This window comes from Bacteroides sp. HF-162, from assembly GCF_015679285.1.
GTDB classification, from domain to species: Bacteria; Bacteroidota; Bacteroidia; order Bacteroidales; family Bacteroidaceae; genus Bacteroides; species Bacteroides uniformis.
In genome coordinates this window covers 4062108-4084991 of record NZ_CP064937.1, presented here as the reverse complement: position 1 = coordinate 4084991, position 22884 = coordinate 4062108, and the positions used below count along the sequence as shown (strand labels likewise).

Sequence of the window (22884 nt, the reverse complement as noted above, 5' to 3'; positions counted from 1 at the left end):
TTGGTAGCTGTTTGAACATTGATGACAATGGGGTGCACATATTCTATGTATGGAAGATTATTGTTTTTATCACGAAAAGTCAGTATTAGCTAATATTTGTAAATATATGGTGATTGCTAATAAAAGAATATGTATCTTTGGGCCAAAGAAAGCGGTAGAGGATGAAAAATAAAGTAGCATTTATCCCTTTTTCACCCTCCCTACTTAGCAATGAGTTACGCAATCTTTTAAATTTCAGACCGTTACAAAGTCATGGGGTTGACTGGATTTGACAGCGGGCAGAAATGGTAAGTAAGCATGCAGTGCGTCGTTGATTTGCACTTTAATCTCAGTCCTCAAAATTTTATCTGGCGAAACTCGTTACGCTCTCGCTGCTTAATCGAAGTATAGTAGATTGAAGCTTAATCCCGGCACCAGGTGCTGGGACGTGACATCACTCGGAAGCTGTTGCTCCGAAGCATTCCGATAAAGTGGTGCAGTCAAATCGGGGATAGTTCGTGTCAGCCTCGTGGCGCGGGTGAAAATTTAGAGGATAAGGCAACGGTTGATGGCTTTGGTTCTGCCGCTGCACGAAAATTTAGGCAAAGATAAGCATGTAGAAAGCTTATGATTTCCTCGTTTGGACGAGGGTTCGATTCCCTCCAGCTCCACAATAGATGTTGATTATTAGGTAGTTATGAATAATACACCCTAATTTACACCCGGTTTAATGTGGCAGATGTTTATTTATCATTCTTTATATTGAATGATAGTCTATTTCTTAAATAAATTAACAGTATGATATTTTCTAATATACAAAGATACTAATCTATGGATTTGTTTAAGTAATAAAGAAACGTTATCTTTGCAAAATCATTTTGGGCTTGACTGGAATTGACAGCGAGTTGGAATGGTATGTAAGCATGCAGTGCGTGGTTGATTGGCACTATAATCCCAGTTTTCAAAAATTTATCTGGCAACGAAAATTATGCTCTCGCTGCTTAATCGAAGTATAGTAGATTAGCTTTATTTCCGCCAAAGTGGTAGAAACGAGATGTCACTCAAAAGCTCTTGTTCCGAAGCGTTTGATAAAGTGGCACAGTAAAATCGGGAATAGTTTGAGTTTTTCCTCGTAACTCTTACGAAACTTTAGAGGATAAGGCATAAGTTGGTGGCTTTGGTCTTGCTTATGTTCGAAAATTTTAGGCAAAGATAAGCATGTAGAAAGCATATGGTTTCCTCGTTTGGACGGGAGTTCGATTCTCCCCAGGTCCACAATACTTAGATAATTATTTTTTATGTATAAAAGTATTCCCGTACAGAATTTGATGTCCTGTGCGGGAATATTTTTAAGTGTTCGATGATACATGAATATTTCTTAACTATTCCTCTGTCATCGCTTTAGACATTAAAAAGAACGAATTTTCTCCTTTACAATAAACAATATCATAACAAGCATCTTTAGAGCGATAAAGGTTTTCATCTTCCCTTTTTAGTCCCAAAGTTTCTGTAAGATATTGTGGTATAGCATCAAATAATTTTTGAGGATTATCACCTATCGGTGAAGCATTCGCATTAATCTCTACTTTAATCACAATTACACACTTACATTCATAAAGAATGCCGACGGAATATGTTGCAAAAACTTGATTTATACCCCAATCTCTGTTATGCAAGTCAACCATCCCACTTGCTGGCATTTGTTTTATATTGTATAAATCCATAATTCTTGAAATAGGTTGACCCATTTTTAAACTATCAATGCCATCGGATGTTAATTTATCAAATATTGACGCCAATGTTTTCTTTTCATCTATATAATTGGTTACAACTCCCCAAGCATCATAATCAGACAAGGAGTGAGGTGCTATTAAAGAAGACCAAAAGGATGAGTAACTGGGGGAATTTGTAAATGGGGGAACTGAAATTTTGTAATAAGAGTTGTTGTCTACTGGATTCCCTTTCTTGTTAGCAAAGTAATATTTCTCATTTTCTGCCATTATGATATATTGGGATAATGGGTAAAAACATGAAACGTTTTCTATTTTATTTTTAATCTCACCTTTAGAATTTATTGCATATACATTCATATATTGATTATCCCAGTCATCTTTTAAATTAGCAATTGTATCAGCAACATATATCCAATCACCTACAATACCTAAAGCTCGCGAATACTTAGGCTCTACAATGCTTTCTCCTTGTATGTTAAGTTGTCCCCATAATCCAGTTTTACTGTCTTGAAATAAAGCGACATTGTCAATGAAAGGTGAAATACTATAAATATTAGAGGGGAATCTCTGTGCTTTTTCGCCTTTTTCATTGAGTAAGAAGTTTTCTATTAAACAATATCCGTTTTCAAAAAAAGTGTATGAATATTGTTGGTATCCATTGGAACTGGCTTCAAATAATTCTTTTCCATTGGGGTCGATAACTAACCATTTGTCAACTTCTTTGTTATATACAATAGCTTTTCCTTCATGGAAAGGGAAAGCGTTATCATAAATAGGTTCTATCACAACATTGCCTTGTGGATCTATATATCCGCATTTACGATTTTCTAATCGAAACCAAGCACGTTGCTCCGTAAAGAACGGAGATACACATAAGAATTCCTTCCCCTGATACGGAAGCAAATAAAAAGCAGTTTCTCCCGTTTCTGTTAAATAGTGAATACGTTCATCCGTAGACACAACTGGGATTATTCCCTCACTACATACACCTCCTTGCTTATAACCTTTTGGAGTCCCTATTAATTTAGGAGTTGGAGTTGCGGAATAGTAAAGATATTGATTTGTATCATAATCCCAAACTCTAAACACTCCATTTACTGCATAAGACGGTCTTTTATCAAATTTGTTTTCAAACAAGATGTTTCCATCAACTCCAACCATGCCCCATTTCCCATGTTTTTCTTTTTGGAAAGCTACATGGGTCACTTCAGGAAAATCGGTATTTGACTTAAAAGAACAACTCGAAAGCGTACCCATAAATATTACAAACGATAAAAACAAAGGGCGAAAATACCAATTAGTAATTTTAGGTTTCCTTTCGGCATGAACGTAGGGGATTTTGTCTAATGAATTTTCATCATCCAAAGCTCTCAGAATTTTTCGAATGGGTAAACCTTCCTTATAATCTTTATTGAAAATGCCATTCTTTATAAAAAGATGCATAAACTCTTTTGCAAGAGTCATTTCGCTTTGAGGATGTTTCGTAAAATAATCTTGCAATACACTGTTGATACTTGAAATACGTTCATTTTTCTTCATAATACGTCATATTATAAGTTATTCGGAATATGTTTTTCCATTAATCGTCACATTTGTTATGCCACTTGTATCTTTGCCTGCCATAGCGGCACCTTCCTTTACCGCCTGAATGAGAAAAGGTCCCAGTTGTTCCAAAGCTTTGTGGAATTTTTCTTCTGTTTGTTTCATCTTTTGAGAAGGGCTGAGGTAATCGCTGCAATTTGATACTTTACCGTTTTTATCGAGGGTAAATGTTTTTTCTAAGAATGAGCAGTTCCCATTCTTTTCATTTATTGTATATGCAACAGCGAAAGCTACAAATGCGCTATCACCGTTTCCTATAAATGCGAGTTCATCAAAAATACCTCGTGTATCTAATAGCTTGGTGCATCCTGGTATTGAATCTTTTTTATATGTATTATCCATTTGCCATACTTCAACGGGAATACTTGTCTTTTTTTCTGCCAAAATCCATTCCATTATTTTGTAACTTTCTCCTTCCTTTAAACTATCCTCAATGGAATGGACTACGTACTGTTTACCCCATTCTATGATTTGTTCATCGGAAGCGTTTGCAAATAGTACATCCTTCTGTGATGGTGAACAACCAAGATAAAACATCAAAATGAAAATAGAAGTAATAATTTTTTTCATGATGCTATATTATTTAAGTTAGAATTAAATTTTTTGATTAATCCATAAAAGGAGAAGCGATTAGACCTATTAAAATTACTATACAAAGTAGAATGATAATGATGATTGGAATCATCAGGCAACCGCCACATCCTTGTAGAAACTCCGCTTTACCTTTTGCAAACTCTATTTGGGCTTTCTCATATTCAGAAAGTCTTTCAGCATTTTGCTCCTTCATAACTTCATTGTTTGTTCATTGGAAATATCAATAACCATTAATGACTTCATTCATGTCATCTACAACTTTTATAACATTCCCGTCAGAATCCAATACAAAAAGTTTTTCTTCCACTACGTAACCGCCATAACTGTTTTTAGCCCTATATTTATGAAGAGCAAAATAAGTATTATTGTCTTTATTATATATACCAAAGGCTTCCCAACTTATTCCTTCATAACTGTCAGGGTCTTTAAGATAATGCCGTTTAAGATAGACCCTTACTCCTGCCATAGCTTTTGTTTGAGATGGTCCTTTGTTGCTCCCGTAGTTTTCGATTCTATTGTTACCCTTTGAAGAAGTGCTGTATTCTCTACTTGAAATATTAAAAATTATAACCACAACAAGAAAAATCAATACCGCTATCCATTGTCGGCGTTCTTTATTTTTTTTATTTTGTATGTAGGTGGGATTTTGAATAATACAACCACAAGAAAGGCATTTAATGTACTCCTCATTTTTTAACCCTTCATCAATTGTTAGATTTATACCACAATTGCTGCATTGCATTTGTTGTGGATAAGTATTTAGTTTTAATTGGTTATTTGGTATTGGGGCTTGTTTCGCTGAAGTGCATGAACGAAGCGCAGAAAGCTCCTTGCGGAAATCAAGATTAGTTTTATTGAAATTTCCTTGCAAGTTAAGAGGGGGATTATATGTGCGAATCAATTCTTTTTCAACATTTGCACAATCATTATTTGCATAATAAAAAAGTAGCAGGTTGTCTTTCATCCATTCGGTCAGTGTACGCTCGTCAAATTCACCAAATGTAGTTTTTCCGTTTTGGGGAGAGTTAATGTCTCTTGGAATCAGTTTGAATCCCAATAAACATCCTAATGATTTACGAATTGTGGAATTTCCGGCAGTGCCAGTGAAATGTTGTTTATAGTCACGAATACGCAGACTTTTACTGCTTTTGCCTACATACACGACATTGTATTTTTCTTTTTTGTGCTGAAAAGAGGTTAGTATGGGAGTAGTGGAAATTTGCACTTTTATGGGCAATGAGGACGTACTACGTAATACTATGATATAGTTACCGGGCTTATCAGGTAAGACTGAAGCTCTCGTTTTTTGAGGGTCAAATAAAGAAAATTCATCTTGTGAAATCATGTTGTTGGTTTCATACATAGCCGCCTGAGACCCTACTAAGCAGAGTTATACAAAAAGAAGCGTGGGCCTACATGCCACGTCTTAGATGAAGGTCGTAGGAAAATACCTTGAGTACAGATATGGATATAGCAGCCCACGCCTATAGCGTGAGAACCACTATGCTATCCTTGTACTCTTTGAAAATTTCCTACGTTTTCATCTACAAGATAAGCATAACGCTTCTAAAAATTCTAATATGTCTTGGAAAGAACACACTCAATCCAGTGCAAAAATATGAAAAACAGCTGAATAAATGAAACCAAAGCCCCTTATTTTTTATTACGCTTTACATCCTCAATCCCCTTTTGGGTATGTTTTCCTCTTTTTGGGTGTAGCCTACACCCAGTTTCTCTTTGAGCTCTTGAAACTTCATTTTAAACCATTCAAGTATCGGCATTCCGTCAATGCACAGCCGGAACTTTCCTTTCTCCTGCGGATTTCTCTCTACGGTTGCCGTTGAATGCTCCGTCCTGAACTTCTCCTTGTGTTCTTTTGAATAGAGCCTTCCCTTGAACTCCACGGGTTGCAGGCTGACGATTTGCCTTGTCAGTTCTTCGGTGAACCCCACTTCCCGGCATTGTTCGGCTATGGGCAGCAGTTCCGTTACGATAGGGAAATAGGTGTCTATCTGTTTCAGCCTATTGTCATACCCTGCAATTTTCTGCTGGTAACTTCGGTCTATCCTGATTATCTCGCTGTTGTGGCGGTTCTCCATTTTTGTCTGCTCCCTCTGTTCGGCTTGTACCTGCTTTTGCAGATCTACAATGTCTCGCTTCAAATTTTCGTTCTCCGCTTCCAGCCTCTTGACCTTGCTGCCGCCCAAAAGAGAACTCACCCCGTCCGCTATGACTGTGGTGGCGTTTACCGCCGCACCTTTCATCTTCTGCACGTTGATTTCCCTCTTTACTTGCTTCAACCTCTTCTGCGCTTCCTCTTCCAGCCCCAGCAGGGCTTCTATGTTCTCTTGCAGGCTGTCCTGCTGTTCCACCAGTTCCTTGTAATATTGTGAGGTGGAAACGTGTCTTGCCAGTGAGCCGTCCACACCTCTTTGCAAACTGTACTTGTTCATGGCTTGTGCATAAGTGTCCTGATAGTGTTTCAGCTTGTGCCTTGCCATTACGTCATCAGCGCACAGCCGTACATCCTGCGGGTTCTTCTTTCTGTATTTTTTCTTCCCGTTCTGTTCGTCTTGTTTGGCTTTCCTGCGTTCTCCCGTCACTATCGGTACGATAGTGGCGTGTATGTGCGGTGTCTTCTCGTCCATGTGCAGGACTGCCGATACGAGGTTTTGCTCCCCGTATGTTTCCCGTAGCCATTTCAGGTTGTCGTTGCACCAGCCGTCAAGTCGTCCGTCCGCTTCCATTTGTTTCATGTCCTTGTTGCTTCCGGTGAGCAGTACCCGGATTGCCTTCACCTGATTGGTGCCCACCTTGCGTCTGATACCTGCCGTTTCTATCCGGTGTGCTATCGCCTGCGTTCGGTTTTTCACCCCTTCGGGAAACCGCACCAGTTCCCGGTTCAGGTGCGTTCGTGTTCTGTCTGCATTCTTCGGATGAATGGTACGCTCTATGTGTGTGGACATTGCACCGTCCGCACCTTTCGCCTTTTCCAAATGCAAAACTGCATATCCCATAACTGTAATATATTTTTTCGGTTAATACTTCCCCTGCCTTGCTTCCATGCCGCATGGCTCCGGGGTTTCAAAAGGGGCGGCGTCCCTTTTGCTCATTGGGGCTTTTTTAGCGATGCGTGCATTGCGTCAAGAAAAAGCCCTAATGAGCTATGACTTTTTCAAAAGTCGTCCGGTGCACGTGCGGTTACATCCTGAAACCTTTGCCTTTCCTCTCCGGCTTCTCCTGCTGCCGTTCGGGTTGTTCGTTCTGTTTACTCCGGAGGAAGTCGTTCAGGTCGTTGTAGCCTCCGTATATGTGCGATGCGTCCCGGATGCGTAGCCCGTATTCCTCCCGCAGTTCCTGAACGGCTTCCATTCCCGCCTTGTCGTTGTCAAGGAAACAGTGGATGAGCCCGTAACCGCCCAATGGTCGGATTGCTTTGGAGAGGTTGGAAGTCGAGTTCAGTACGATGTAGTCCTGCCCGTCAAGGTCGGGGCGGGCAGGACACCTTTCCAGCCGCAGGGTGAGGAAGGAAAGGTAGTCCATGAAGCCCTCGAAGAGGTAGCAGGATTCCTTTGGCTGTTCCTGCCGTATGTGTGTGATGTCTTTCGGGGCTATACAGCCCTTGAAGAATTTGTTGCGTATTTCGTAGCCTCCCGAACGGTTGGGGAAGCCGACGGCAAAGTAGGGTTTGCCGTCAGTCAGGTAGCGCACCTCCCTGCATTCTCTTTTTGCCAGTTCCGTATTTATCCCCCTTTGCCGCAGATAGGACAATAGGGCGGGGGAAGAAAGCGGCACCACCTCTAACTGCCGGAAACTCGGTTTAGAGAGTGGTTGCCCGCCAAAAGAGAAGGAGACCGGGCGCACGTTTGGTGCCTGCTCCGCTATCCGTTCCAAGAGGTAGGGCAGGCTGTCGGACGCGTAGAGCTCCTGCGCCAGTGCGATGATGTTCCCGCCCCTGCTCGCGCCAAAATCGTACCATAGGTTGCGTTCCACGTTCACCTTGAAGGACGGTTCCTGCTCGTCCCTGAACGGTGACTTGTACCATAGGCTGTCTCCCTGCCGTCTTACTGGGTTGTAGCCAAGACTGTGCAGATATTCCTCTATGCGTATCTGCTTCGCTTCATTCGTATTCATGTGGGTTTCTGTTTAAGTGGACATTGTTTTTTCTTTTCGCCCGTACTTTTTGCATGTTGTGAGCTGCATCCGCTTTATTTTACTTCGCTATATATATGCACCCTGACTAAAGTAAAGCGGTTTCCGGGCTGTCATGCTGTTTTTCTTGTCAAGTGGTGCAAATGTCTTTTTTGTTTTTGCCCGTACCTTTTCTATATATTACGGGCTATATCCACTTTACTTTATTTCCGTATATATATAGTACGTGACTAAAGTAAAGTGGTTTCCATGCAATACCGCTAATAGTGGAAATCGGGTTTGAAGGTGTATTTCCTGCCGTTCTCCTGCACGATCATCCGTTTGTTCTTCAATACGGTAATGAGGTCTGTCACCCTGTTTCCGCCAAGCATGACACCGACAGAGGCGTAGGTTTCCCTCAATACCCTTTCGAGTTCCTTGTAGCCGTATTCGTCTTTCAGGGTGAATGCCGCTTCCAGTGCGATGCGGTGCTGCTGCTCGGTGACATCCTTGTACGGGTCGAATTTCCTCCTCCCTTTGCCCGGCTCCTTCTCCTTGAACTGATAGCCGTCCAGCAGTTCGGGCAGTGCCTCCTCATTGATACGGAATGCGAACGGCTCGAAATCCACCGCCCTGATATGTGCGGTTTTGACCGTACTTATGTCGGGGTTCTTGCTGTCCTTCTCCACTTGCAGTACGGTTTCCGCCTTGTTGCTGAGTTCGGTTCCGATGTGCCCCCTTGCGTTCTCGTCCCCCTTGTTCTGGTGCAGGATAGTATGGATGTGGATATTCCTTTCCCCCGTCCATGTCATCAGTAGGGAGATAATTCTTGTGGACTCGCCGGAACTGTTGATGTCATACACCATGTCCCGTATTCCGTCAATGATTACCAGCCCTACATTCTCGGTTCGGTAGATTGCCTCCCTTACGATTGCTATACGCTCTTCGGGCGTGTATTTCCTTAGGACGAGAAATTCAAGGTCTTCATGGTTTCTGTCTGTGGGTAGTCCCGCCATGCGCAATATCCGTTTTGCCACCTTTGCGCAGTGGTAGGTGCTTTGCTCGGTGTCCACATAGAGTATTTTCCGCTTGTTTTCGGGCAGTTCAGCCGTGTAGCTTAGTACCGTTCCGTTTTTCAGCGCAGCCGCCACGATTGCGGAAACATTGAATGTTTTCTTGCTTTTGGCTTTTCCGATTGACGCACTGAAATTGCCCAGCGTGCCTATGACGGAGCCCCGCACTTTCAGGATTTCGGGTGCCTTCTCGTAGTCATCCGAAAGGTCGAGCCGTGAGGCTTGCCATAGTATCACCGCCTCTTCGGGCGTGACCTCTTTTCTTTCTCTGTACTCCATAGCCTGCCTCCTTATCTGCGTCCCCCGTTTTTGTGTCCTGCCAGTTCCAGTGCCATGTCCGCATCGACGATGATTTTGCGTCCTATCTGCGTGACGGCTCTGTCTATCTTTCCGCTTTTCTTGATACGGTTTGCGGTGGGTATGCTGCACCCGAACAGCCGGGCTATGCCGCCTATCCCGTACACGTATTTCTTGTCCTTGTCGGCTACGGGCTGCGCTGCTCCCATTTCTTTTTCCTGCAAGGCATGGCGGTTCAGGAATATGAATTCCTCGCCCGTCATCTGCCATACGGGTTTTGATAAAAGTTCTTTCACTTCCATTTTCTTGATATGATTAAGTTTACACTGTAAGCCCTGCGCGTGGGCTTTTTACCTCGTTCGAACAGTGCAAAGTTAGTCCCGGGTACGAGTGGTAAGGATGTGGATAGCGTGATTGGGGTATCACGCTATCTTGTTAAATATCAGTAAGTAATAAAAAGTGGTAGAAATTATTTTGAGTGGTAAAAGTGGTTGTGTCGTGGAATGTCGGGACATATCATCGGCTATCGGAATATTGACCGCATTTCCTTAGCAAATTCCTGATTGCTGTCACTGGGAAAATCGGAAACGGGCTCTTTGTATTTTGACTTGTAGTATGTATCGTCTATTCCCAGCAGGTTCATGATGTCCTCTTTCCATTTTTCTCTGTCCGGCTTGGGTAGCGTTTCACCCATAAGGAAAATGAGATAGCATACACGTGCCTTCTCCCTCGGTCTTATTTTCAGTCTGCTTTCGTATGGTTGCAGGTTCATGTTGGCGTAGAAGTCCAATTCGGAAACGGCTTCGAACTGCTCACCGTTGCATTTTTCGTAAACGGCTGACAAGAGTTTCATGGGGAAGTAGGTGGGCGGGGTTGTCTGTGCGGTGACAGCTTCCTTTTCTTCTCCCTCCTTTTTCTTTTGGTCTGTCAGGTATTTTTCAAGGATAGCCAATAGTGAGCCGCTCAGCCTGCAAATATCCCCGCAATGGTTTTTCAGGCATTGCAGGGCTTCACGCTTTGCCTGCTCCTTTTGCTTGTACAGTTCGTCCAGCCTGGCTTTCTCCTTGTCGTATTCCCGTTTGCACCGTTCGTACCTTCTTTCCAAAAGCTCCTCTTCCTGACGGTCGTGCTCCCTGAAACCTACCGCCTCCAAAGAGCCGTTGGCTTCCATGAGTTCCCGGTAATATTCATTTGTGACTTTCATCTGTCTGTCAATGCCCCAGTCAAAACGGCTTTCATGCTGTCGGCAGACATATCCGGTATCGAGACGGTCGAAAAACTCCTTGCAGGTATTGTAGGTCGATATATTGTTCTCAATCTCACGTTTCAGGCTGTTCAGGAGTACGGAATAGTGTGTAGCGTCCATTTCAAGTATGAGGCTGATAAGTGCGGTTTCAAAGGTCTGCGTGTCCCCGTACTCTCTGTAAAAACCGGAAATGAACTGTTGCTTCTCAAAAGAGAAACTGCCTCCGGACATTATTTCGGTGTATATCTTGTTGAGTTTCCCGTAGCGGGGTATCATTGATGTTATTCTTTCGTCCATAGTTATATCAGATTAAATTTAGTCATGGCATTGATTTTAATCTCATCCGCTATATCAATATAGGGCTTCATCGCTTTGTAATCGCTGTGTCCCGTCCATTTCATTACTACTTGTACTGGAATCCCAAGCGCCAAAGCATTACAAATAAATGTTCGTCTTCCAGTGTGGGTACTTAACAATGCGTATTTAGGTGTAACTTCGTCTATTCGTTCATTTCCTCTATAATATGTTTCTCGTATTGGTTCATCTATTTCTGCCAGTTGTCCCAGTTCTTTTAAAAATTCGTTCATTCTTTGGTTGCTTACAACTGGCAATGCCTTGTCATTAGGGAACGGCACATCTTTGTACTTTTCGAGTATTGCCTTGCTGTGATCATTTAATTCAATAATAAGACTGTCTGCTGTCTTTATGGTAATAACCTCGATGTGACCGTTTTTAACGTCACTATGTTTCAAATTATACACATCGGAGTGACGTAATCCTGTGAAACAGCAAAATAGCAATACATCCCTTACTCTTTCAAGGTATTTCTTTGTTGGTGGTATTGGGCAGGTTCTTAGTTTATTTATTTCATTTTGGGTGAGGAATATCACTTTTTTTGGTGCACTTTTCATTTTAGGCGTGAATTTATCATAAGCCATGTTTTGGTGATACCCTTTTCGATTACCCCAACGTAAGAACCATTTTACGAACTTGATTTGTTTGGCAATGGAAGTGTTGCGCATGTTTTTTTCTGTACGTAAAAATTCTATATAGTCATTGAAATGTTTTTCCGTCCAACTGTCAAACGTAGTATTAGGGTCAAATGTGTAAATGTGTTTTTTGACTGTTGCAAACTTTTTGAGGGTTGAGGAAGACCAGTCATTTTGTTTGCTACATTCTGCAACAAATTCATTGAAAACTTTCATGAAATCCAATTCAACCTTCTGCTTTTCTTCATGGCTTTCTTTTTTTTCCTCTTTTGTTTTTAGGTTGAACGCTTCTTTAATTTGTGCAGGGGTGGGTATTACATCTTGCACCTCGAATTCTTTGAACACATTCTGTATTTCGGTGTATTGCCGCAATAGTTCTGCGTTGATTTCGGATGCACTTTGCTTTAGTTTGTTGGTACAACCGTTTCTAACCCGTTGCTTGTCTGTGTCCCATTTTTCTACATCAATTCTATATCCCGTTGTAAATTCGATACGCTGACTGGCAAAGATAACACGCATACGGATTGGCACATTCTTTGTAACTGGAATACCGTCTTTTTTGCGGCTTTCCGGTGCAAAAATGATATTTCTTTTAATATTCATAATTGGGTGTGTTTGAAAATGACACCCAAAAATACACCCGAAAAATGAGATATACAATGATATTAAGAGATATTTAGATTAATGAAAGAAAGAGATAAATAACTGATTATATGATATTTGATGTTCTGTGAGATTTTATAAAAAGGTTCGAGAGACACCCTCCAGCTCCACGGATATAGTAAAAAGAAGTTTGTAAGTCCTTGAATTCCAGTAATTCAGGGGCTTTCTCTTTTCTTCTACTCCCCCTACCTTTTATATTCATTTAGAAAACGGTTGTAGTAAATGTGCTACAATTCAAAATTAATATCTACTTTTGTCTGTTCAAAAACCAATAACTATTAGAAGTGGGGGCAACACTTTAAATTCTGCAACAGATTTATGAAAATTCACGAAGGAAAATGTACAGAGAAGATTTTGAAAGAACGTGAACGGATTGGTAGTCGGTTAGCCATTCTTCGCAAGAAGAGAAATATGACCCAAGAGGAATTGGCTAATCTTTGTGGTGTTAATCGTGTTAATATAGCCAAGATAGAGAAAGGGGCTTATAATGTGAGCATTGATATACTATCTAAGGTAACATCCGCTCTTGGTTTTGTGATAGATATAAAAGTGGATAGCTCTGTTTGTCCGACTCATTTCTCTCAACGTAAACCTGTAAAGCTGGTAATAGGGGAAGATTATTATGTCAGTTTTGGCAATAACGAAGCCCATAGATGTAAGCTGGTGGATATTCCGGAGATGTACCAAGGTCAAAGAATTAAAATCGAAACTCCGACCCCGAGAGGGTCTATCACCCACATATTATTTGCCGATGAAATAGGAACGACACCTGACGAGGCTGTAATGAACCAAGTAACGATGTAAAAACATTAAAAGGGAAGAAGTGCAAGTTCCTCTTTTATTGAAATCCCCTTCGCTACAACCATCTGCAGTGAGGGTGATTTTTTAGTTTATGAGGGTTTCTACACCCCCTCTTTCATCAGAGCTATTCAAAAATTTAATGGTTTCTTCTGAATATATAATCTTAAATTGATGGTTCGGAATCAATTCTAAAGCTGGGAAATCAGTAGTGATTAACAGTTTTAGTCCCTTTCTTTAATATGTAAAAGCAACTTGTACAAAAGAAGTTTCTTATGTACGGGATAGCAGCAATAACTCCGTTGAGCCTTCGTGGGGACAAGCCGAATTTGATTTTATAATGTGGGTTTATAAGGTACAGTCTCCGGTCAATGATTTGATAGTTGGCTTGCCGGGCGATGCGATTGAACAGTTCGATGGTGCATCCGGTGCTCTTTATATCCAGTAGCTCCGTGATTACGCGTTCCTGCTCACCGCATAGTCTTAATATCCATCTGTATAAAGTGCGGGGAAGGAGGTGGAGAAAAGGGAAATGTGAAACAATGTGGCTGTGTGCTATCTGCTGGTGGCCTCCGAATGGCATTTGCCAGGCGGGAAATCCTACAAATACAGCTCCGTCGGCAGACAAATGTTTTTGTAGGCCGGAGAGGAACCGTTCTTTGTCTCTGATATGCTCTATCACATCGTGTAGAAGAATCAGGGGAAAATTCGTAGCCTTGTCCTCAAGCTGGAAAATGTCGGTGGAAATGAACTGTCCCTGCTGATGCCTTTGGGTGAAGAAGGTCCTGGCTTGCTCTATTCGCATGGCATCAATGTCTACGCCCATCACCCGGCAACCGGCTTTGGCAAAGGGAAGCAGATTGCCTCCCTCTCCACAGCCCACTTCCAGCACTTTATCGGGGATGTGTCCGATGACTTCCTTTATGTAGGGGATATAATAGTTCTTGCTGGTCTGTGACTGTTCATCAAAGTAGCTTTCCCGGTCGGTATGTCGTTTCTGCATGTTCTTTGTTCCTTCTTGAGTTTGATTATCCATATAAATAGATAATCAGTCGGGTAAAAGACTGCGTGGCGCATCGTTTTTTTACCAGGAAATGCGGAGGCCTACCGGGAGGGTGAATGTGAACGGGTGTTCCTTTCGGATGGTGCGCAGTTGGCTGCCGTCGGGGATGTAATAGTTTACAGTCGGCTCCAGATAGATGCCTGCCTGGGGTGTGAGGTGATATTGTATGCCTATACTTGTGTTGACCGACCACTGCCAGGGAGCACTTACCGGATGACTGCCGAGCTTGTGTGGAATACTGTCCGTGACATGGAAGCTTTGGAGTGTCCCTTTTATGGGGATATCCACCTGCATGCCTGTCGTGGCATAACCGGAGAAACGTTTGTAATGCCAGAAACGGTAGGAAAGCCGGAGAGGGATGCCGATATAATGTAGCTTCTGGTTGTCTTGAATGCGGAATGCTTCGCCGGTAGTGAACTCCGACCTGAGAAGCGTATATTGCAATCCGGTTTCCAGACTCCAACGCTCATTCAATTTCTTGCTGAGAGAGAGTCCCACGACGATGGGGGCATGATGCTGCTGGTTCTCAACAATCCTGCCGCTGTTATTCTGGGCAATCTGCATGAGTCCGATGGAATCTTTTCCCAGAGTACCTTGCTGATAGCGGGTGTGCAGATAAGAATAATACTCTTCCCACGTACTGACTTGTTGAGGGAAGTCACTTGAAATGCCGTCGGTATGTGGAGTGGCAATCAGCTTATATAAGTTCTGTGCCAGTTGCGGTCCGAGTGAACCTGCCAGCATCAACTTCCATTTTCCGGATTTCTTCTTGCGGGTTGGCGGCATCAGGGAAGGGGAGAAGACGAAAGCCATCTGTCGGTTGGTGATGGTCTGTCCGGTGAATGGAGAAGGTATGGGATATTTGTGGATACTATCTTTCATTGTGGGTATGGCAAGGGGCCATTCTGTGGAAACTGGAACGGGAGGGATGATTCGTTCCCTTTTGTTCAGATTTTCTTTGGTATAGCATTGTTCGTCGGTTCGGGGAGTATCGGTTTTCTTTGTTTGTTGCGTACTCCCGGCTTGCCTGGAAGAAACTTTGGACAAACGGTTTTCCCTGATACTCTTTTTCTCTCTGTACAGATAGTCATACAGCGTTGGAAAGAGAAGCAATACTGTCAAAACAATGAATACACGGTATCCTGCCAGCATCTTTTTAAGTAAAATTTTCGCCCGGAACAATTGGGAGGAAGAGGAGTGTGGCGCTATACCCAGTAAATCTCCGATTTCTTTGTGGGACAATCCTTCCAGTACTGCCAGTTTAAATACCTTGCAGTAGCCCTCCGGAAGGCTCTCCACTATATCCAGCATCTTATCGTACGAAATGAAATCCGGACAAAAAGGATTTTCAGCAGGCTCTTCCTCTTCCGGAATATCTGTCAATGGGATGGTGGGGTTGGCATTGGCATGGTTGAGGTATTGCAGTGCCAGGTTTCTCATAATCTTTTTCATCCAGTATTCCAGTTTCTCCGGGTTGCGCAGCGAATGAATGGAAGTGAATATGATGACAAAACCGTCGTGAAGAAGATCTTGGGCTATCGTTGGGTCGGGAATATAGCGTAGGCATACTTTCAGCATTTTCTCTGAATAGTTTTCGTAGAGCAGGCTCAAGGCCTGCCCGTTTCCCTTCTGGCATAAAGTGACAAGAGCTTTTGTATCCATGTGTTTGTCTCAATGTTATTTCTTAAGGATAGAGAAGAACATGAATGACTGCATGGATTTTTATTTTTTAACTAAGCCTCCCGGTTGACTTCTGCTGCACAGTCCGGACAAATGCCTTTCAGTACATAGTTGATGCTGTTCAGTGTAAATCCTTGAGGCAGCTTCACCACCGGAGTGGGAATGTTGGTGAAGCAGAAGGTTTTGTTGCATTTCTCGCAATGGAAATGGGTGTGCAGGTCGCTTACGTCGCAAGAGCAACTGTCGCTGCACACGGCATACTTGAAGGAACCCGTCCCGTCATCTATACTGTGTATCAGATGATGGGAGAGGAATAGGGTAAGGGTACGGAAGATGGTGGATTTGTCCACCGTATCCAGCATGGTTTCAAGGTCGAGCAATGAGACGGAACGGCCTGCCTGCATCATGGTGCGCAATACCAGGATGCGGATGGCAGTGGGCTGTATGTCCCTTTTGGCCAATAGGTCCAAATATTTCTTTTCTTCCATTTTTTCTATTTAATAAGTTTCTGTATGCGTATGGCGTTCACTATCGCAATGAGGGCGACGCCTACGTCGGCAAAGACAGCTTCCCAAAGTGTGGCGATTCCACCGGCACCGAGGATGAGGACAAGCAGCTTCACTCCGAAAGCCAGCGAGATGTTCTGCCAGACAATCCGGCGGGTTTGCCTGCCCGCATGAATGGCGGTGGCCACTCTCGAAGGCTGGTCTGTCTGTATCACTACATCGGCGGTTTCGATGGCGGCATCGCTGCCAAGTCCGCCCATGGCGATGCCCACATGGCTAAGGGCAAGAACCGGGGCATCATTGATGCCGTCGCCCACAAAGGCTATTCGGTTGGCAGGGTTGCTGCGGAGTGCCTCGATGTGCTTCACCTTTCCGTCCGGCAGCAGGTCTCCGTATGCCTGGGTGATGCCTAGCTTTTCTGCAAAGTTAGTAACAATGGCTTGTTTGTCTCCCGATAATATCTGAATATTATTGATATTTAAAGCTTTTAATTCTTTGACGGCGTTGACGGCATCTTCCTTTAATGTGTCTGATAGCAACAGATAACCGGCATATTTTGTTCCGATGGCGCAGGCCACAATCGTATCGACAATTGATGACAATTCATCGGGATATTCTATCCCGAACTTAGTCAGCAGGCGGGTGTTGCCCACCAGGACACGCGTTCCATCCATAGTGGCTTGCAGTCCGTGGCCGGCAATCTCCGTAACGTCCGTTGTGGCAATCAGCTCTATATCTCTTTGTTTGGCATAGCTTATGATGGCTTTGGCTATGGGGTGCGTACTGTTTCGCTCTGCCGAGGCGGCAAGCTGTATCAACTTCTCTTCCGTAACTCCCGGTTGTGCCTGGCAGGATTGTACATCGAAGGTACCTTTGGTCAGCGTACCCGTCTTGTCGAATACCACCGTGTTGACTTGGGTGATGGCATCAAGGTAGTTGCCACCTTTGAAGAGGACACCCAGGCGGGAGGCGGCGCCGATTCCTCCGAAGTAGCCTAACGGAATGCTTACGACGAGGGCGCACGGGCAGGAGATAACCAGAAAGACCAATGCCCTGTATAGCCAGTCATTGAAGATGAACGAGAATTGTGCATCTGCCAGCGAATAGAGGAAGGGGAGCAGTACAATCAATGCCGCCAGTCCGGTGACGGCGGGCGTATAGATACGGGCAAACTTACGGATGAAAAGTTCTGCCGGCGCTTTGCGCTCGGAGGCATTCTGCACCAGTTCCAATATACGGGAAAGAGCACTTTTCTCGAAGGGTTTGGTGACTTGGATGCGTACGACTTTGTCGGTCGCAATCATTCCGGCAAGCACTTCCCCGCCCTGGCGGATGTTGCGGGGAACACTTTCTCCCGTCAGTGCGGAGGTGTTGAAGGCGGCAACTTCGTCCAGCATCGTTCCGTCCAGGGGGACGCGCTCTCCGGCTTTTACTTCGATGGTTTCGCCTACCTGCACACGTTGGGGAGCTTCGACAAGTGTACTGCCGTTTCTGATGACCGTTGCCGTTTCGGGACGTACGTCGAGCAGGGCGCTGATGTTACGCTTGGCTTTGTCTACGGCTTTGTCCTGAAAGAGCTCTCCCAAGGAGTAGAAGAGCATGACGGCAACGCCTTCGGGATATTCGCCTATATAGAAGGCGCCGAGGGTGGCGATGGACATAAGGGTGAATTCGCTGAACACGTCCTTTTGCAGGATGCTTTCCCAGGCTTCCCTCATCACCGGGAGGCCTACGGGGAGATAGGCAAGCAAGTACCATATAAAAGGTACATACTCTCCCTTGAAGAAGGTGGTGTCAGTAGCATTCAGGATGAGCCCTCCGAAGAGCAATAGGGCGGAGAGGATGATTCTCCAATAATCTTTCAGCAGACTGTTTCTTTTTTCTTGTATCGCTGTATGTCCGTGTGTGCAGCAGCATTTGCAACTCATATTGTTTCCTCCTATTTTCTATTTTCTGCAGCAAAGGTAGCGGAAAGGAGATGCAACTTGGTTGCAAAGTGAAAAATCCCGGACTGTCCGGGTTATCTTAGATTTCCAACATCCGTTTCTCCCGTTCCAGGTCTTTCTCGTTCAGCAGGGGAGAGGGGACGGAGCAGGTTTTGATGAAGTCGCCCGGCTGGCAGGTGTAGTTGTAGTAGGGGCGTTGCTCGTCGGTCAGCTGGTCTTGGGGGATGAGTTGGCCTTTCAGTTCCAGGAAGTCGTCCATGGAGGTGCTGTCCGAGTGTTTGATGAAGAGGATGCGGCGGGCTATGGGGTTGCGGTTGTAGTCCAGACAGAGGTAGAGCCCTTTGAGCAGGTGGGGAAAGTCGTACATGGGCAGTTGCAGGTAGATGGTGAACAAGGCCAGTTGGGGTGCCTCGCGTTCGTTGAAGAAGATATAGGCATTCTGGTGGTTGTTGAAGATAGCAGTGCCGAAGTGGGTGGTGTTGTAGGCGCTCATGTGCACCACTTTGACGTGGTCGTTGCTGTCGGCAGGGGTTATCAGGTAAGGCTCCACCTTTAAGGCATTGGAGGAGGAAGAGAGGCTGTAACTGATGTAGATGCCGCTGTAATTGTACACTTCCTGCGCCGAGTGGAGCATCTCTTCGGTCAGCATGTCGAGGAAAGGGTTGGCTTTTTGCCCCGTGGCTGGAGCAGGCTCCAGCTCAAAAAGTTGTTCCTTCAGTTCTTTGAGGGAGCCGAGGAGGCGCTTCTTCGATACGTTGTTCACTTGGGAGAGGGCGTAGTCCAGGGATTCTTCCTCCGTACTGCCTTTCCGCAGGGTGCTGATGTAGGTGGGGAGGACGCTGGAGTAGAGGGAGGAGAGGACGCTCGCCGCCATGTTGGTGTGGTCTGCCATTTCTTTCATTTTCACTCCTTTGTTGCGGAGGTATTCGATGCGTTTGTATATGTCTAAAAGGTCGTTCATAAGGGTGTGCTTCTATGATACATTACTTAAATGGGTGCAAAGAAAAGGTGCGGATGTTATGCTGGCGTTACATAAATATTTCATTAATGTTACATAATAAAGGGCTGTTTTCATGAAGTTTATTAATAATGGAAATTCATTTTTGCTGTCAGCGCCCGCCTCTATCTTTGCCACCGAAATCAAGAACGAATTTAAACAACACACTATGTTCAACGGTGAGAAAAAACAGATAATACAGAGCAAGAGACTGGCTGATGCCTTATTCATCCTTTGGGCGGGTGGAGCGGCTTTGCTTTCCTATTCACTGGTCTATGCGCTGCGCAAGCCGTTTACGGCTGCGGGCTTCGACGGGCTCGACTTCTTCGGGATGGATTACAAGACGGCAACCAGCATCGTGCAGATTTCCGGCTATTTTATTTCCAAGCTGATTGGCATCAAGGTAATTTCGGAACTGAAGAAGGAGAACCGTCTGAAGTTCATCATCCTCTCGGTGGCGGTGGCCGAGCTTTCGCTGGTGCTGTTCGGAGCGTTGCCCCGGCCGCTGAATGTCTTTGCGCTGTTCTTCAACGGGCTTTCGTTGGGATGCATGTGGGGAGTGATTTTCAGTTTCCTCGAGGGGCGGCGGGTGACGGATCTGCTGGCGAGCCTGATGGGGCTGAGCATTGCCATCAGTTCGGGCACGGCAAAGTCTGTCGGGCTGTTTGTGATGGAGCATCTCCACATCAGTGAGTTCTGGATGCCTGCCTTTATCGGTGCCTTTGCCTTCCCGCTGCTGTCGTTGCTGGGCTGGCTGATGACGAGAATGCCGCAACCTACCGCGGCAGACCGGGCACTGCGCTCGGAACGGGTGACGCTGGACGGCAGGGCGCGTGCGGACCTCTTCAAGAGCTTCATGCCGGTATTGCTGATGCTGTTTGCGGCAAACTTGTTCATCACCGTCTTGCAGGACATCAAGGAGGACTTCCTGGTGAAGATTCTGGATGTGGAGGCGGTGGGGCTGTCGTCGTGGGCATTTGCCAAGGTAGATGCGGTGGTGACACTGATTATCTTGTTGCTTTTCGGGCTGATGTCCGCGGTGAGGAGTAATATAAAGGTGCTGTGCCTGCTGCTGGTGCTTGTGACGTGCGGCACAGCGACCTTGGGATTCGTGGCCTTCAATTACGATGGGTTGCAACTGCCACCCATGACGTGGCTGTTCCTCCAGAGTTTGTCGCTCTATACTGTTTACCTCAGCTTTCAGACGTTGTTCTTCGAGCGTTTCATCGCCTGCTTCCGCATCAAGGGGAATGTGGGGTTCTTTATCGTCACACTCGATTTTATCGGGTATACCGGTACGGTGGTGGTATTGGTATTCAAGGAATTCTTCAATCCGGACATCAACTGGCTGGATTTCTATAACCTGATGTCGGGCTATGTAGGCATTGTGTGCAGCGTGGCTTTCCTATGCTCGGCTGTCTACCTGGTGCAGCGCTATCGCAAGGAGAATGCTTCGGGACCGTTGGGCTCTTCCCTTTTCCGTTTGCGCCGTTGGTCCCGGCCGGGCAATTCCTTGCTTCTTGAGACTGAATAATAATAATATATCGTATGAAAAGAATTGAATGTATCATTATGGACTGGGCAGGAACTGCCGTCGATTACGGTTGCTTTGCTCCCGTCGCCGCCTTTGTCGAGAGCTTTCGGGCCATCGGCGTTCCCGTCACTGCTGCCGAAACACGTGCGCACATGGGGCTGACCAAAGTAGAAGAAATCCGTGCGCTGTTCAATATAGAGCGTGTCCGTGCGGAATTTGAACGGAAATTCGGCCGTCCCGCCGGTGAGGAAGACGTGCAGGCACGTTATGCCGAATTCCAACGGGTGTTGTTTGCCTCGCTCGAAGATTATACCGACCCTATTCCCGGTGTGGTGGAAACGATTTCCGCACTGCGTGCGCAAGGCGTCCGCATTGGCTCCACCACCGGCTATACCCGCTCTATGATGGATGTTGTGCTGCCTGCCGCCACTGCCAAAGGCTATGCGGTAGATAATTGTGTCACTCCCGACGGGTTGCCTGCAGGCCGTCCTGCTCCCTACATGATATATAAGAATATGGCAGACCTCGCCATCCCCTCCGTAGATTGTGTGTTGAAGTATGGCGATACCATCGCCGACATCAAGGAGGGTATCAATGCCAAAGCATGGACCGTCGGTGTAGTCCTCGGCAGTAACGAACTGGGACTGACACAAGAGGAAGTCTCCTCCTTGCCTGCCGATGAGCTCGAAGCCCGTAAGGCCGATGTCCGCCGCCGCATGCTTGCCGCCGGTGCCCACTATGTGGTCGATACCATTGCCGAGCTTCCCGCAGTCATCGCCGAGATAAACCGTAAACTTGAGATTTTGTAACCCTTATAAACGTATAAACTTAAAAACTCAATGCATATGAAACCCTACATTCTCCTTACCCCCGGCCCCCTTACTACCTCACAAACTGTCAAGGAAGCCATGCTGACCGACTGGTGTACCTGGGACGAAGACTACAACCTCCACATTGTGGAAGAAATCCGTAAGTCCCTCGTCTCCCTCGCCACCCAGCATACCGGCGACTATACTTCCATCCTCCTGCAAGGCAGCGGCACGTACTGTGTGGAAGCCGTCATCGGTAGCGTCATCAAGCCTGGCGACAAACTTCTCATACTGAGCAACGGCGCCTATGGCGACCGCATGGGCAACATCGCCGAGTATCACGGCATCTCGTACGACATGCTTGCTTTTGACGAAACGGAGCAAGTCTCCGTCAGCTACGTTGACGACTATCTTTCGCACAATGCCGAAATCACTCACGTTGCCGTGGTGCATTGCGAAACCACTACCGGCGTGCTCAATCCCCTCAAGGAGATAGCCCACCTCGTCAAGATGCACGGCAAGAAACTGATTGTAGACGCCATGAGCAGCTTCGGCGGTGTTCCCCTCGATGTACACGAACTGGGCATAGACTTCCTCATCAGCAGTGCCAACAAGTGCATCCAGGGCGTTCCGGGATTTGGCTTCATCATCGCTCGCCGTTCCGAGCTGTTGCACTGCAAGGGCGTCTCCAAGTCACTCTCTCTCGACATTTACGACCAATGGGAAGCCATGGAGAAAGGACATGGCAAATGGCGTTTTACTTCTCCCACACACGTGGTCCGCGCCTTCAAGCAAGCCATGGACGAACTGGCAGAGGAGGGCGGTGTGGAGGCCCGTCACAACAGATATTGCGAGAACCACCGCGTGCTGGTGGACGGCATGCGTTCCCTCGGTTTCCAAACGTTGCTGCCGGACGAGATTCAATCGCCCGTTATTACTTCTTTCCTCTATCCTCATGCCGATTTCAATTTCAAAGCTTTCTACACACAACTGAAAGAGCGTGGATTTGTCATCTATCCGGGAAAGATTTCGCAAGCCGACACTTTCCGTATCGGCAATATCGGAGATGTTCATCCCGAAGATTTCTGGCAGCTGATAGAGATAATTCGCGAGTGTAAATACTAAGCTCCGAATCTGCATAGATTTAATCGTTCCATCGTGGAGGAAAAATCGTTCCACCATGGTGGAACGATTTTTTCCTAGTGGTGGAATAATATTTCCCCCACGATGGAACGATTTATCCT

19 protein-coding genes and 2 other RNA genes are annotated in these 22884 nt (G+C 45.5%); 6 read left to right on the top strand and 15 right to left on the bottom strand.

The features are described from left to right. Nucleotides 1–254 precede the first annotated feature (254 nt). Both ssrA (ITJ87_RS17405) and ssrA (ITJ87_RS17400) read left to right on the top strand, forming a co-directional pair. Nucleotides 255–653: a transfer-messenger RNA gene (gene ssrA, locus ITJ87_RS17405) on the top strand. Between the two features lie 206 nt (nt 654–859). Beyond that, nucleotides 860–1257, top strand: a transfer-messenger RNA (tmRNA) gene (gene ssrA / locus ITJ87_RS17400). 104 nt (nt 1258–1361) lie between these two features. Here ssrA (ITJ87_RS17400) and ITJ87_RS17395 read toward each other — a convergent pair. The 10 genes from ITJ87_RS17395 to ITJ87_RS17350 form a co-directional block, all read right to left on the bottom strand. Beyond that, a complete protein-coding gene (locus ITJ87_RS17395; protein WP_117589535.1) occupies nt 1362–3251 on the bottom strand; it encodes a WG repeat-containing protein in 1890 nt (629 codons plus the stop codon). 18 nt (nt 3252–3269) lie between these two features. Beyond that, complete coding sequence (locus tag ITJ87_RS17390; protein WP_117589534.1) at nt 3270–3884, bottom strand: hypothetical protein; 615 nt, start codon at nt 3882–3884, stop codon at nt 3270–3272. Between the two features lie 37 nt (nt 3885–3921). Next, entirely contained in the window at nt 3922–4101 is a 180-nt protein-coding gene (locus ITJ87_RS17385; protein WP_005680237.1) for a hypothetical protein, read from the bottom strand. Between the two features lie 27 nt (nt 4102–4128). Continuing rightward, entirely contained in the window at nt 4129–5253 is a 1125-nt protein-coding gene (locus tag ITJ87_RS17380) for a GIY-YIG nuclease family protein (RefSeq protein ID WP_117748934.1), read from the bottom strand. Between the two features lie 325 nt (nt 5254–5578). Continuing rightward, nucleotides 5579–6925, bottom strand: coding sequence for a MobV family relaxase (gene mobV / locus ITJ87_RS17375; RefSeq protein ID WP_117710136.1), 1347 nt, complete (start codon nt 6923–6925; stop codon nt 5579–5581). A 184-nt stretch (nt 6926–7109) separates the two neighbouring features. Further along, nucleotides 7110–8042 carry a toprim domain-containing protein gene (locus ITJ87_RS17370; protein ID WP_117710135.1) on the bottom strand — a complete coding sequence of 311 codons (933 nt, stop codon included), beginning with the start codon at nt 8040–8042 and terminating at the stop codon, nt 7110–7112. A gap of 278 nt (nt 8043–8320) precedes the next feature. After that, nucleotides 8321–9391: an AAA family ATPase gene (locus ITJ87_RS17365; RefSeq protein ID WP_117710134.1), complete on the bottom strand. Its 1071-nt coding sequence runs from the start codon at nt 9389–9391 to the stop codon at nt 8321–8323. An 11-nt stretch (nt 9392–9402) separates the two neighbouring features. Continuing rightward, a complete protein-coding gene (locus ITJ87_RS17360; RefSeq protein WP_117748935.1) occupies nt 9403–9711 on the bottom strand; it encodes a DUF3853 family protein in 309 nt (102 codons plus the stop codon). Between the two features lie 221 nt (nt 9712–9932). After that, nucleotides 9933–10952, bottom strand: coding sequence for a hypothetical protein (locus ITJ87_RS17355; protein ID WP_117710132.1), 1020 nt, complete (start codon nt 10950–10952; stop codon nt 9933–9935). Nucleotides 10953–10954: 2 nt separating this feature from the next. Continuing rightward, nucleotides 10955–12247, bottom strand: a complete 1293-nt coding sequence (locus tag ITJ87_RS17350; protein WP_117710131.1) for a site-specific integrase — start codon at nt 12245–12247, stop codon at nt 10955–10957. 378 nt (nt 12248–12625) lie between these two features. Here ITJ87_RS17350 and ITJ87_RS17345 point away from each other — a divergent pair, with 378 nt between their 5' ends. Then, nucleotides 12626–13111 (top strand): helix-turn-helix domain-containing protein, encoded by a 486-nt coding sequence (locus ITJ87_RS17345; RefSeq protein WP_008665278.1) that lies wholly within the window; start codon nt 12626–12628, stop codon nt 13109–13111. 199 nt (nt 13112–13310) lie between these two features. On the opposite strand, the gene ITJ87_RS17340 is transcribed toward ITJ87_RS17345, so the two are convergent. The 5 genes from ITJ87_RS17340 to ITJ87_RS17320 form a co-directional block, all read right to left on the bottom strand. Then, the gene (locus ITJ87_RS17340; RefSeq protein ID WP_098031974.1) at nt 13311–14108 is read right to left on the bottom strand and encodes a bifunctional 2-polyprenyl-6-hydroxyphenol methylase/3-demethylubiquinol 3-O-methyltransferase UbiG; all 798 of its coding nucleotides are present in this window, start codon (nt 14106–14108) and stop codon (nt 13311–13313) included. Nucleotides 14109–14189: 81 nt separating this feature from the next. After that, nucleotides 14190–15830, bottom strand: coding sequence for a sigma-70 family RNA polymerase sigma factor (locus ITJ87_RS17335; protein ID WP_117964200.1), 1641 nt, complete (start codon nt 15828–15830; stop codon nt 14190–14192). 71 nt (nt 15831–15901) lie between these two features. Further along, complete coding sequence (locus ITJ87_RS17330; RefSeq protein WP_005831909.1) at nt 15902–16336, bottom strand: Fur family transcriptional regulator; 435 nt, start codon at nt 16334–16336, stop codon at nt 15902–15904. A 5-nt stretch (nt 16337–16341) separates the two neighbouring features. Next, on the bottom strand, nt 16342–18282 hold the full coding sequence (locus ITJ87_RS17325; protein ID WP_061412306.1) for a heavy metal translocating P-type ATPase: 1941 nt from the start codon (nt 18280–18282) through the stop codon (nt 16342–16344). 97 nt (nt 18283–18379) lie between these two features. Then, entirely contained in the window at nt 18380–19261 is an 882-nt protein-coding gene (locus ITJ87_RS17320) for a hypothetical protein (protein ID WP_117964201.1), read from the bottom strand. Between the two features lie 112 nt (nt 19262–19373). Between ITJ87_RS17320 and ITJ87_RS17315 the strand changes: the two genes are divergently transcribed. From ITJ87_RS17315 to ITJ87_RS17305, 3 genes are read left to right on the top strand one after another with little or no spacing between them, the layout of a single operon-like run. Continuing rightward, nucleotides 19374–20831 (top strand): DUF5690 family protein, encoded by a 1458-nt coding sequence (locus tag ITJ87_RS17315; protein WP_117600419.1) that lies wholly within the window; start codon nt 19374–19376, stop codon nt 20829–20831. A 14-nt stretch (nt 20832–20845) separates the two neighbouring features. Beyond that, complete coding sequence (gene phnX, locus ITJ87_RS17310; protein WP_117964202.1) at nt 20846–21640, top strand: phosphonoacetaldehyde hydrolase; 795 nt, start codon at nt 20846–20848, stop codon at nt 21638–21640. A 36-nt stretch (nt 21641–21676) separates the two neighbouring features. Next, nucleotides 21677–22765 carry a 2-aminoethylphosphonate--pyruvate transaminase gene (locus ITJ87_RS17305; protein WP_117600516.1) on the top strand — a complete coding sequence of 363 codons (1089 nt, stop codon included), beginning with the start codon at nt 21677–21679 and terminating at the stop codon, nt 22763–22765. Nucleotides 22766–22884: the final 119 nt, after the last annotated feature.

Bases quoted from the DNA above. Each gene is read 5' to 3' on its own strand.
- ITJ87_RS17395 (WP_117589535.1), bottom strand. From the start codon at position 3,251: ATGAAGAAAAATGAACGTATTTCAAGTATCAACAGTGTATTGCAAGAT.
- ITJ87_RS17390 (WP_117589534.1), bottom strand. From the start codon at position 3,884: ATGAAAAAAATTATTACTTCTATTTTCATTTTGATGTTTTATCTTGGT.
- ITJ87_RS17385 (WP_005680237.1), bottom strand. From the start codon at position 4,101: ATGAAGGAGCAAAATGCTGAAAGACTTTCTGAATATGAGAAAGCCCAA.
- ITJ87_RS17380 (WP_117748934.1), bottom strand. From the start codon at position 5,253: ATGATTTCACAAGATGAATTTTCTTTATTTGACCCTCAAAAAACGAGA.
- mobV (WP_117710136.1), bottom strand. From the start codon at position 6,925: ATGGGATATGCAGTTTTGCATTTGGAAAAGGCGAAAGGTGCGGACGGT.
- ITJ87_RS17370 (WP_117710135.1), bottom strand. From the start codon at position 8,042: ATGAATACGAATGAAGCGAAGCAGATACGCATAGAGGAATATCTGCAC.
- ITJ87_RS17365 (WP_117710134.1), bottom strand. From the start codon at position 9,391: ATGGAGTACAGAGAAAGAAAAGAGGTCACGCCCGAAGAGGCGGTGATA.
- ITJ87_RS17360 (WP_117748935.1), bottom strand. From the start codon at position 9,711: ATGGAAGTGAAAGAACTTTTATCAAAACCCGTATGGCAGATGACGGGC.
- ITJ87_RS17355 (WP_117710132.1), bottom strand. From the start codon at position 10,952: ATGGACGAAAGAATAACATCAATGATACCCCGCTACGGGAAACTCAAC.
- ITJ87_RS17350 (WP_117710131.1), bottom strand. From the start codon at position 12,247: ATGAATATTAAAAGAAATATCATTTTTGCACCGGAAAGCCGCAAAAAA.
- ITJ87_RS17345 (WP_008665278.1), top strand. From the start codon at position 12,626: ATGAAAATTCACGAAGGAAAATGTACAGAGAAGATTTTGAAAGAACGT.
- ITJ87_RS17340 (WP_098031974.1), bottom strand. From the start codon at position 14,108: ATGCAGAAACGACATACCGACCGGGAAAGCTACTTTGATGAACAGTCA.
- ITJ87_RS17335 (WP_117964200.1), bottom strand. From the start codon at position 15,830: ATGGATACAAAAGCTCTTGTCACTTTATGCCAGAAGGGAAACGGGCAG.
- ITJ87_RS17330 (WP_005831909.1), bottom strand. From the start codon at position 16,336: ATGGAAGAAAAGAAATATTTGGACCTATTGGCCAAAAGGGACATACAG.
- ITJ87_RS17325 (WP_061412306.1), bottom strand. From the start codon at position 18,282: ATGAGTTGCAAATGCTGCTGCACACACGGACATACAGCGATACAAGAA.
- ITJ87_RS17320 (WP_117964201.1), bottom strand. From the start codon at position 19,261: ATGAACGACCTTTTAGACATATACAAACGCATCGAATACCTCCGCAAC.
- ITJ87_RS17315 (WP_117600419.1), top strand. From the start codon at position 19,374: ATGAAGTTTATTAATAATGGAAATTCATTTTTGCTGTCAGCGCCCGCC.
- phnX (WP_117964202.1), top strand. From the start codon at position 20,846: ATGAAAAGAATTGAATGTATCATTATGGACTGGGCAGGAACTGCCGTC.
- ITJ87_RS17305 (WP_117600516.1), top strand. From the start codon at position 21,677: ATGAAACCCTACATTCTCCTTACCCCCGGCCCCCTTACTACCTCACAA.